The sequence below is a fragment of the Paenibacillus sp. RRE4 genome (assembly GCF_031844205.1).
GTDB lineage: Bacteria > Bacillota > Bacilli > Paenibacillales > Paenibacillaceae > Paenibacillus > Paenibacillus xylanexedens_B.
The window spans coordinates 124335-135675 of record NZ_JAUZUT010000003.1 but is presented as its reverse complement, the minus strand read 5'-3'; the positions used below and the strand labels follow the sequence as shown (position 1 = coordinate 135675).

Here is an 11341-nt window from a genome sequence, read left to right as displayed (position 1 = left end):
AAGGGGTTGTTGCTTTCTTTTCAAAGAACTGCCCAAAGGAGTGACCTGATCTACATGAATAATAACTCAAGTCAAAATACAAGCGTGGATTCCATTCTCGGCCAGTATGCATTTAACGAGCAGTCATCTTCCACGGAGTTGATCGAGTTCACATTAAAATCATTGCAGGACTTGTTGCCACTCGCTGGCTTCAAGATTGTCAAATCCCGCAAGGCCCTTGAGAAGAAAACGAAGGAATTGTTGATATCCTTCTATTTGCAGGCCAATAGACATAATACAGCAGGAGCGAGTATAGAAGTCATGTTGCATTGTAAAGTTACCCATATCAAGCATAAGTCATACACGGGTCTACTGGAGAGTTACTATGAGCATTCGGAGCTAAAGCGGTGTGAATTATTCGGGAAAGAGGCATTTAGGAACAGCCTCCTATCCATGACGGATTATATCAAGCAACACGAGATTCCATTAATCGAGCAACTGATATCTGATCCTCAAGGAGTGATAGAGGCAAATAGAATTTTCAGCCCTTATTTTTACTATCGTTATGGGACAGGTGCACAATTTGAACAGGCAAGACAGCGATACGTTGCGAGTCTAAGTGAAGTGCAGAAACAGCAGTATGACGAGGTCGTCATCAAGTTTCAAGAAAATGTGAACAGTCCGATCAAGCGTGGAGAAGATTGGGCATATTTGACGGTGGCTAAGAAGGAGGGGCGTGAAATATGACCATTACCCCTGTCATTCTGGTGTTGTTTGCGTTGGTTAGCTATTTCTTTATTTACTTTATGTGTAAAGTGATTAATCCTCAGGCACCCAAAGAATATGTTATGTGGGCTGGAGTTTGTTTTGCAATTCTGACGGTGATGTTGTGTAGTCTATTGCTTCTTCTCCCTCAGCTGGTCTAGAGATGCATAAGTTGGCTGAGCTCCCGTCCCCGTAGCTTTGGACAGCGGCTAACGATCACAGATAACGTTATTTGGAGCATTTGAGCCTGTTTGAAAATCTAACGATCACAGATGACGCTATTTGCGTTTTTTCAGCGGAAAACTGTCGTCTGTGATTCATTTTGGCTAGAATAGGGTCGCTGGTGATCGTTACATTTCTAAATGTGCGAAAATCAGGCCAATAAGGTTACTGGTGATCGTTAGAGTTGAGCGTGTTACCTAAGTCGTGTCTTAAATCTCACTGAATGTTTTTTTTTCACCTTTCAATCCTGTTGCGTCACTTTCCCTTGACACCCGCCCCGGCACGCATGCGAGAAACTCCCTCCAATTCGCATTCCCTACTGCTTCCACGCATTCGCTTCTTTCACCACTTCTGCACCACCTGCAGACATGAACTCCTGTACAAACTCATCGAATTCACGGAGTGGTCGCTCACCTGTAATAAATGAGATATAGGCTTTGTTCTTCAATCGGATCAACGAATCGCTATATTTAGACAGTGCGGGTGTGGCGACCTCCAGCGCATTATAAATGCCGTTCTGATCGAGGTGTAGTGTCGAAGCCCATTGCTCCCGTTCTCCCGTCTCTTTCAGCGGAACCGTCATACCGATATTGGCACCAATCGTATTCTGATACCCGAACATGGTGTCATATGGCGGCATGATGACGACATTCCGGGGCTCGGCTGGTGTCCAGACCCAGTGTTTATTTTGCACGCCATAGGTCATGCTTGTTGCTTTATCTGGATCAGGGCTTGCACTAACCTCATCCAAAATACGCAGAATCATCTCCAGCTTGCCTGGCTCCTTGACTGCATCCGCTCCGATGGCAGTGAAGCTCATTAACATGTCATTGCCTTTGGAGCCACGTTGTCCGTGAGGTCCCATGAAGGGTTGGCCTAAAGTAACCCGAGCTTCAGGGAACTTGGCCGTTAATTCTTTTACATTAAAAGTGGCTTGGACTGGGCTCTTCACCACTTTACCGTCACGTTCAACGTGCCAATCCTCATAATCGCCATCCTGAATCCAGTGGTAGTAGTTACCCATTGAGGTCATCCCGATTTTACCGTTAATAAACGCATGGGACAGATGTTTGTAACCGCCCTTATTCTCGCCAGTGACAAACTCGGGATCAATTACACCGTCCTCGTACCATTTCCGCAGGTAGGTCAGTGCCTCCTTCATTTCGGGCTGTAACGCACCAATAACTTTCTTCCCATCCTTCGTGCCGAAGTATAGCTGATCTGCAAAAACAATCTGACCGAAGGCTCCGAATACCACATTCATGCCTTCGCTGGACAAACCATACGTGTCTTGGATGCCGTTGCCGTCAGGATCATCAAAGGTAAATGCATAGATAACCTTCTCGAATTCCGCCAGCGTCTGCGGAACGGACAAACCCAGCTTGTTCAGCCAATCCTGCCGATATACCACAGGTGTACGGTAGATGTTCGTTGGATTGATGACAGGAATGCCGTAATACTTCCCGTCGATAACTCCTGCATGTTCATAGGCCGGGGCTTGTTCATGGATAATACGCATGAGATTTGGGGCATATTGCTTCAACGTCTCTACCGGAATCTCGGCAAGCACCCCTTGCTGCTGATATTTCAACAAATCCTGCGGCTGACGGATACGGAAGAGGTCGGGAATGTTACCTTGAGCCAGCTTCATATCGAGAAGCGACTCATATTTGTTGTTTTCCATATTCCAGATGTCCAGGTCGACATCAAATTGCTCTTCCACCTGTTTCAACATCTCGGCATCTTGCGGAACGGGCAGATTCTGATGCAATGTCCACGAGATATGATATTTGGCTTTGCCCGAAGGAGAGGATGGCGTGCCGTTCAGTTCTGATTCGACTACAGCACTGGGTCCGGTCAGCAGATTACAGCCGCCAAGAATAACGCCCGCCAACGTCAGCAGTGCCGTAGTCAGAAACACTCGATAGCGATAAGGAACTTTCGCTCCTGCCTGCTGTTCCTTCACCTTCATCCGATCCATCCTCCTCATCCTTATGATCCGACCTCGGATATTGCTGCCGAAGAGAGATTGCGTACATAATTGCCCGGTGTACAGCCGTACATTTCTTTGAAACGTTTAATGAAATAGGCGGTTGTGCCGTAACCAACCGAGCTTGCGACCCGGTCAATGGTCATGTTGTTGTTTTCAATCAACAGCTTGGCCTGCTCCATCCGCCTTGATGTTACATAGTCGGTGTAGGTGACACCCATTTCTTCCTTAAAAAGCTTGCTCAGATACTTGGGACTAAGGAATACTTTGCTTCCAACAGCCTCAAGTGAGAGGTCTTCCGAAAGGTTGGCTTCAATATATTGCTTGGCCAGTTCGATGGTGGAGACGGCGCGATCGCTGTTGCGATTCTCGGTTTCTTCTATAAATGTAGTGATCGATGCTGTCAGCCAGCTACGGTATGCCAATATATCATGCAGATTGGTATATTCGTGATACAGATCAGGGTGTCCGAACTGCAGCGGGTGCTTATACCGCACGTTCTTGGCTGCATCCGAGTAGATAAACACCATATTTGACAGGATAAAATGGCAATAATCCGCAGGGAATTCTCCTTCCCGCATAAGTTCAACCACTTGTTCGATGGTGCTTACAGCCTCATCAAGCTGCCTGCTCTGGAGTTTGTCTCTGAACTTGGCAAGCAGGGTCTGAGGAATTTCATCCAGACTGTGCTCGCGCTGAATCAGGGAATAGTCTTTCAGAATGTGCAGTTCTGGCAGAAGATAAGCATATTTCATCAAGACTTGCGCTTCGTTGAAGCTCTGATGAATATCGCTTAGATCCTTGACCCAACAGCCTGTAGACAGCTGAATGTCTGGTTGTAGCTGCTGACGTGTCTCTGCGAGCAGTAGCTGGGAGAACTTGTCCAATAATGCTTCTGAAGCCACATCGGTACAGAGAATGACGGCAAATCGCTTATCTGGTAGTTCTTCTGCAATGAGACGGCTATCTTGCAAGGACAGACACTCCAGCCCATGCATCAGTTTGGCAATGGTCTCAGGCTGTTTGGATGAGCCACTTTCAGCAATCGCTGAACCGGTATTCATCAGCATACAGCAGTATTCCTTGTATTGCCTTGCGATACCGAGAGCAGCACGTTCCTCTTTCCATGGCCTGTGTTCCGGATTACCTTGCAAAAGGTTAAGCACAGCTTTGTGCCTTACAGCCGCACTGTTCGCATGTACAGTCTCTTCGAGATGATTCACTTGTTCTTTGAGATGAAGAAAGGCATTATCGATCAGGCGAAATTCATTGGTAACCTGATGAGATGCAGTTCCTGAAAGATCCTTAATGCGGCCTACTAGTCGTTTGATCGGACTATAATTGGCACGTACAAGCACAGCGGATAAGATCAGCCCGATCAACAGCGCAATGAGACAGATCCCAAGAATAAGTTTCTGGATCATGATGGACTGTTCATAATAATAGCTGGATGGCGTAGCACTGTAGATCATCCACTGAGTGGATGGTAACGTTTGATAGGAAACCACATATGGTGCATCTCCAATCTTCTCGTCGAAGCTACCTTTGGCATGGCCCAGCTCAAGCGTCTTTTTCAGACTTGCGGTGTACATATCAGACTGTCCGGAGGTTTGTTCTTGCAATCGACTCACTGCATTCCCGGTAGCGTTAACGATCACGGTATGTTGATACTGGGAAGGCATCATATTCTCAATGATGGTATTCACGGCCTCTTCTTTGACATCTATGGCGATAATGACATCACTGGTTTCCCCTGTTGAGCGAAAAGGATAACTGTGCGCATACGTAAACAAACCATTGGTATTCTCGCCTGTCTGACTGGAGAAAATGTCCTTTGGAATATGACGTACTGGCGTCCACAGGCTGTTATGTTTACTGGTGCGCATCTCCTGAAGCCAGTCCGCATAATACTCAGACCCTTCGCTCTGATCCGCATTATAGCGTAGTCCATAGAGCGAGGAGAGCATGATATTACGTGCAGGATAATAGAGATGAATGCCTTGAACAATATCGGTATTGGCGGCAACCTTGGCTTTGAGCAGTTCTTGCAGATCAACCACCTGATTTAATCCGTTTCGATCTTCCTGATCGGCAAAGAGACGAATGTTGGCTGATTTATTAAGTGATAGGTCAACATACATCTGCTGCACCCGCTTGAGTACAGTTCCTTCAATAGTACGTGCTGTATTTTCAAGAATCAGCTGATTCTTATTTCTTAATTCTTCATTGTAACTGCGTGAGAAATAGATATAGAAAAATGAGCAGATCAGCAGCACAATAACGATGACGATTGAACCATATGACAGGGCTAGTCCCGCCCATGCAGAGCTCCACTTTTTCATCAAACATTCCTCCCGGCCCAAATTATACACTACCCACATTCTGCAAGGTTCACGATTTATATTAACTTCATGTAAAATGTTGAGGATTTATGATATTGCGTCGAAATTGATACAATGACGAAATTGTTTTATTGCTGGTTTTGCGGCCCCAATGCTACATTGAGACCGTACCGAGACCAACTATTAAACGATGGGAGTCGACAAATTTGAAAACGAAAGTGATCAAACGCAACAAGAAGAGATTGTTCGCCGCAGCGATGGGAGTCGTTCTTTTATCCAATACCTTTGCCGCAAGCAACGTGCTCGCTGCATCAGATGAGACAACCATTCCATTGCCACCTCAACCAGAGTGGGGATATTTTGTAGACACGTACAAAAATAACACGGGTGCTGGCATGACTCTTGATGGCAACCCGGCAATAGGTACTCTCTCGGAGTTTCTTAAACTATGGACACCGGGATCGGCTTGGAATAACGGTACCAAGCTGAATGAACAGGTATTGGACTACAATATTGATTACGTGGAAAACCTTTCTAAAACGCGTACCGCAAAAGATGAAGAGGAAGCTTATTATACAGATCGAAGAAACCAGACGTATGGAGCAGTTGAAGGGCTTGGTGCATTAACTGACGTATATCGTGGGATGTCCGGAACGGTCACTTCTATTACGTATATTCCGCAAGAAGCGTTGACAACGAAGTTTACAGATACGAATGATTCCAACAAAGGAGGAAACTCCGATTCTGAGCTTGGGAAAATGGTAGATTTGGTTGGCAAAGTGCGGGGGGACTATGCCTCAACACAACAAGCCAAGAAATTTTACCAATATATGAGACCTTTCCGTTGGAAAGATGATTTATCCATTATTGTACCTACACTTAAAGCTGTGAGAAGCAGTACTCCAGAATCTGATGGCGGATTCCCGAGTGGTCACACCAATGCCTCCTACCTTGCAGCAATTGCACTGGCATATTCTGTTCCTGAGCGCTTTCAGGAATTAATGACACGTGCATCTGAAATGGGAGATGACCGGGTTGTAGCCGGCATGCACTCACCGCTTGATGTTATGGGAGGACGTGTATTGGCGACGGCATTCGCAGCTTCGGCTTTGAATGATCCAGACAATCAACAGTTGAAACAAGATGCGTACAAGCAGGCACATGATATCCTGTTGAAACAAAATGGAACAGCAGAAGATCGGTTCACGGATTATCAAAAGAATAAAGAAGAATACACTCAACGTTTAACATATGGATTCCCGCAGATCGATTCAACGAACGAACCTGTTGTTGTACCTAAAGGCGCAGAAGTGTTGCTTGAAACCAGACAGCCTTACTTGTCCGATCAGCAACGTCGTGCAGTACTGGCGACAACAGCTATTGCTTCCGGTTATCCGGTATTGGATGATCCAGAAGGATGGGGACGTCTTAACCTGTTTGCTGCTGCAGATGGATACGGCGCGTTCAATCATGACGTGAAAGTAACGATGGATGCTGCTAAAGGTGGATTTAATGCACAGGATGTGTGGAGAAACGATATTTCCGGTACAGGTAAATTGACGAAAGAAGGTAGCGGTACCCTGAAATTAAGAGGTAACAACACGTATTCCGGTGGTACAGAGATCAACGGAGGTACATTGGAAGGCGATACGCCTTCGGCATTTGGTACAGGTAACGTTACAAATAACAGCGGTACAGTGACCGAAAGTGTATACGGAAAATGGAACATTGAAGGAAACTTCACTCAAGGATCAACAGGGGTGTTGGAGCTGAATGTAGCGACAGCCTCAGATGTACTTGATGTGAAAGGTTCGATTCAGGCAGCTGGAGAGTTGGATGTGAATTTTGATAATGGTTATGTACCGGGTGCGGGTACGTTCACACTAGTTACTCATGGTACGAACCAAAGAACGGGTCAATTCACCTCCGTTAAAGTCCAAGGACTACCGTCAAATTATAGCACACAAGTTGTATATGAAAACAATCGCATTGCTTTAGTTATCACAGATACAACCAACACAGGTACTGCACCAGGAAATGGTGGCGGCGGTTCTTCGACTGCACCTTCAACAGGCACACAGCCTAGCCCAGGTACAACGACACCATCGACAGGCACACAACCTGTACCAGGTACAACGACGCCATCGACGGGAACACAGCCTAATCCAGGTACAACGACAAGTCCGTTCAAGTCTGGAGTTGTTAACCCGGATAGTTTGCTGAAAACAGTAAGCGATGCTATTGCGGCAACCCAGAATCAATCATTCGCCGTTCGTGATATCACGAGTCACTGGGCTAATGAAAATATTAACATTGCCCTGAAACTGCGTGTCGTTAACGGTTATGAGAATGGATCGTTCAAGCCGAATGCTCCTGTAACACGGGCTGAATTTACAGCAATGATTGCACGTGCTTTTGGACTTAGTGAGAATAAAGCAGCAAATAGCTTCAAAGATGCAGGTTCTAACTGGGCTGCCGGATATATCGGGGCTTTGGCAGATAAGGGTGTAATAGGTGGATACACAGATGGCTCCTTCAAGCCGAATGCTACGATCACTCGTGCCGAGATGATTGCTATCATTGCCCGTGTTCTCGATCTGAACGCGCTGGCTACGGATGCTCCAACTAAATTCAGCGATGTAAAAGCCGGAAACTGGGCTGCTGAAGCGATTGAACTTGCTTCATCCGCGAAGCTGGTCAATGGATTGACGGCTTCCGAGTTCGCGCCTAATGGTAAATCTACTCGCGCTGAAGCGGTAACGATCATTATCCGTGCACTGGAAAGTGACAGCACAATCAAATCGTTGATCGCAGGTCTGTAATTGTAATCAATGAATTAAAATATCAACGTCATAGCAGAGAGAAAGTTCACATTTCGTGAACTTTCTCTTTTTTCAAATATGGATCTACACTATTTTGATAGGTTATTCTAAAAAATTGTAGAAAAAGAAAAATTATTACAAAAAATACACTTAAATGGATCAAATAGGTTGTATAATGATTTTGTAGTCGAGTACAACTAATTATTTCTGATAAGGAGGTAGAATAAGTTACAACATGAATGTGTCTTATAAATATTAAAGGAGGAATCAAACATGAAAAAGACGGTCAGCATCTTGTTAGCAGTTCTGTTATTATTTTCACTTAACGGATATGTTTTTGCAAATGAATACCACTCACAGACAGATTCTCCTCAATCCTTTGAATATAATCTAACACCTGAAAATCCGGGCTGGGCAAAATTATCAAATAAGCAGGAAATGTTAGCTGCCACTCAAATTCCAAGCGATGTCCTAAAAGAAATGACAACAGAAGAAGTTGTCAATGCCGTTCTTGATTATCCTCTTGTTATACACATCTATGCGTACGATTCATATGAGGCAGGACTCAAGGCATTAGCTGAAGAATCAGATGCCTATAAAGAGTTGCTTAACCGTCCTGATGGCGGGAATGAATTGGTGAAAAAACTTCAAGTAAACAACAAGCTGTCAAAAGGTGATTCATCACTACAAGAGTTAACGTTAAGCGTGCTTCTGACAGATGGACCAATATGGAACTCTGTGACAAATAAAAGTGCAGCAAAAGAGTTGATCCTGGCTGCAACTAATAGCAGCGTAAAAACTCCAAAGGGTACGACTGTTCCAGTAATTATCCGTGGTGAAGAATTAAGCTCCACTCAAAGAACTCAATTAAATACTTCTTATATTAACGCTTATCCAAATGCTACATTTGTTTCAACATCCACAAGTAAATATAATTGCCATTCATATGCTTGGTATTCTGAATCTACGAGCAATACTTATTGGATGAATAATCCATCTGCTTATATGTCAGATGGTAGTTATTCAAGTGTTACAAGTCTTATTAATGCAGTAATTGGAACGCGTGTATACTATGATAATGGTGAACATTCTGGAGTTGTGTATCAGGCTGGCGGCCCGTTAGCCAGTGCAAAATATTTAAAAGTGATCTCAAAATGGGGAACGGCTCCTTTAATGAAACATCAAGCTGATTACTCACCTTATGCCTCGAACAATCTGACAATGTGGAAGAAAAATTGAAAGAAATAATTCGGGTATAGACTGTCAGACGGTAATCTATAAGTCCCTATCTATTAAAAAGATGGGGACCATTTTTTATTTTAAAATGTAAGCGCTTCACAATTTAAAAGTGTGATCAGGAGGGATATTCACATGAATCAACGTTTGGTAAAAAAGTGGACGAGTATGTTGCTGTTCATCGCCATGGTTGCTTCCGTTTTTGCTTTTCCTGCTTCAAAAAGCCATGCAGCCACGATTCAGGTGACAGACAATGGTTCCCGAATCGAGGTAAATACCGGGTCCGGGCTTGTGTATGTGGTCAACAAAACGAATGGAGATATCATCTCGGCCAAGATGAACGGAACGGAGCTGAACAGTAATAGAGGATCACATATTGGTTCAGGTTTGGGGTCTTCCGCGAATGTGACGTGGAATAAATCACCTTCGGGTTCAACGGTATTAATCACTGTTTCTACCAGTACATTAACGCATTATTATGCTTCGCGCGGCGGTGAGAACATCATCTATATGGCCACCCATATTACGGCGCAGCCTTCTATTGGTGAGCTTCGTTATATTTTCCGCGGCAATGGGAGTGTGCTGACCGGTGTGCCGGTGAACTCGAACAACCGGGGTAATACGGGGGCGATTGAAAGTCAGGATGTATTCGGATTCTCGAATGGGCAATCGGCCTCCAAATATTATGGTAACGATCAGGCGAAAGATCTGTCTGTCCGAGGGGTAACGGGCAACGGAGTAGGTGTATTCATGGCGTACGGCAACCGGGAGAAAAGCTCGGGCGGGCCTTTCTTCCGTGATATTCAGTTCCAAAGCGGCTCTGAAACGGAAGTCTATAATTACATGAACTCGGGACATGCCCAGACGGAGAACTGGCGTCTCGGCTTGCATGGGCCGTATGCACTTATTTTTACAACTGGAGGAACACCTGCCGCACCTGATTTTAGCTGGATGTCAGGATTAAATCTGCAAGGATGGGTGAGCAGTCGAGGTAATGTGGTGTTGAATGGACTTTCGGGCATGGAGGCAGGTTACGCTTACACGATTGGATTTGCGAACAGCAACGCTCAGTATTGGGCAAATGCATCGGCCAGCGGGTCTGCTACCAAGTACGGCATGATTCCGGGAACATATACCATGACGGTGTATAAAGGTGAGCTTGCCGTATACACGGAAAATGTGAACGTGAATGCGGGACAAACTACAACGGTGAATACCCGCACCATCAACAATGATCCGAGCAAGGCCTCCAGCATCTGGCGGATTGGGAACTGGGATGGGACACCACGGGAGTTCCTGAACGGACAGACGATTCCGATTCGTCATCCTTCCGACAGTCGCAACCCAAGCTGGGGGCCGGTGACGTATACTCCAGGCAGTGCAACGAACCGTTTTCCGGCTATTCAATTCCGGGGTCAGAACTCGCCTACAACGGTGAATTTTAACTTGAATGCAGCACAGGCATCTTCCTCACATGTGCTGAACATCGGTATTACGGCTGCATACATTAATGGGCGACCAAGTGTAACTATTAATGGCCGCACATTAAGTAATCCAGCTCCTTCCGCTCAGCCAAACTCTCGTAGTTTCACCATCGGCACATACCGGGGCAATAACACTACCTTTAGCTGGAATATTCCCGCATCACACTTTGTTAACGGTGCCAATACAATTACCATTACACCGATCAGCGGCTCGAGCGATTTGGGCAACTGGTTAAGTGCAGGTTGGGTGTACGATTGCGTGGAACTGCTGAATTAACGAAGGATTAACTATCTAATGATTAACTATCTAAGGATTAACTGAGGAAGCTATAGCCCGAGTGGCCTGACTGAATGGATAACATGAGGTCGGGCTACGTTTTTTATGCTTTTCAATGTTAAACGCCATAGGGGTGTAGACCGTTTCCTTCTTCGCTGGAGAAGCGGTTCCGTATAGTGGTATAATTTTCAATACATAACGATGAGAAGAAGGAACGGAGGCAC

Annotated in this window: 7 protein-coding genes; 5 read left to right on the top strand and 2 right to left on the bottom strand. The window is 45.3% G+C overall.

Translation table 11 applies throughout. The annotated features are described in order from the left end of the window. Positions 1-54: 54 nt before the first annotated feature. Positions 55-726, top strand: a complete 672-nt coding sequence (locus Q9R46_RS19360; protein WP_311281387.1) for a hypothetical protein — start codon at positions 55-57, stop codon at positions 724-726. After that, positions 723-905 (top strand): hypothetical protein, encoded by a 183-nt coding sequence (locus tag Q9R46_RS19355; RefSeq protein WP_311281386.1) that lies wholly within the window; start codon positions 723-725, stop codon positions 903-905. The genes Q9R46_RS19360 and Q9R46_RS19355 overlap by 4 nt, the downstream gene beginning before the upstream one ends. A 377-nt stretch (positions 906-1282) precedes the next feature. Here the strand turns inward: Q9R46_RS19355 and Q9R46_RS19350 are convergent, their stop codons facing one another. Together Q9R46_RS19350 and Q9R46_RS19345 are read right to left on the bottom strand one after the other, a co-directional pair. Next, positions 1283-2938: an extracellular solute-binding protein gene (locus Q9R46_RS19350; RefSeq protein WP_311281385.1), complete on the bottom strand. Its 1656-nt coding sequence runs from the start codon at positions 2936-2938 to the stop codon at positions 1283-1285. Between the two features lie 20 nt (positions 2939-2958). Further along, positions 2959-5298, bottom strand: coding sequence for a helix-turn-helix domain-containing protein (locus Q9R46_RS19345; RefSeq protein WP_311281384.1), 2340 nt, complete (start codon positions 5296-5298; stop codon positions 2959-2961). Positions 5299-5519: 221 nt separating this feature from the next. On the opposite strand from Q9R46_RS19345, the gene Q9R46_RS19340 reads away from it, so the two are divergent. The 3 genes from Q9R46_RS19340 to Q9R46_RS19330 all read left to right on the top strand — a co-directional run bounded on the left by Q9R46_RS19340 (position 5520) and on the right by Q9R46_RS19330 (position 11117). Beyond that, positions 5520-8120 carry an S-layer homology domain-containing protein gene (locus Q9R46_RS19340; RefSeq protein WP_483874823.1) on the top strand — a complete coding sequence of 867 codons (2601 nt, stop codon included), beginning with the start codon at positions 5520-5522 and terminating at the stop codon, positions 8118-8120. A gap of 273 nt (positions 8121-8393) precedes the next feature. Next, complete coding sequence (locus Q9R46_RS19335; protein WP_311281382.1) at positions 8394-9359, top strand: hypothetical protein; 966 nt, start codon at positions 8394-8396, stop codon at positions 9357-9359. A 132-nt stretch (positions 9360-9491) separates the two neighbouring features. Then, positions 9492-11117 (top strand): rhamnogalacturonan lyase B N-terminal domain-containing protein, encoded by a 1626-nt coding sequence (locus tag Q9R46_RS19330; RefSeq protein ID WP_311281381.1) that lies wholly within the window; start codon positions 9492-9494, stop codon positions 11115-11117. The last annotated feature ends 224 nt before the right edge of the window (positions 11118-11341 follow it).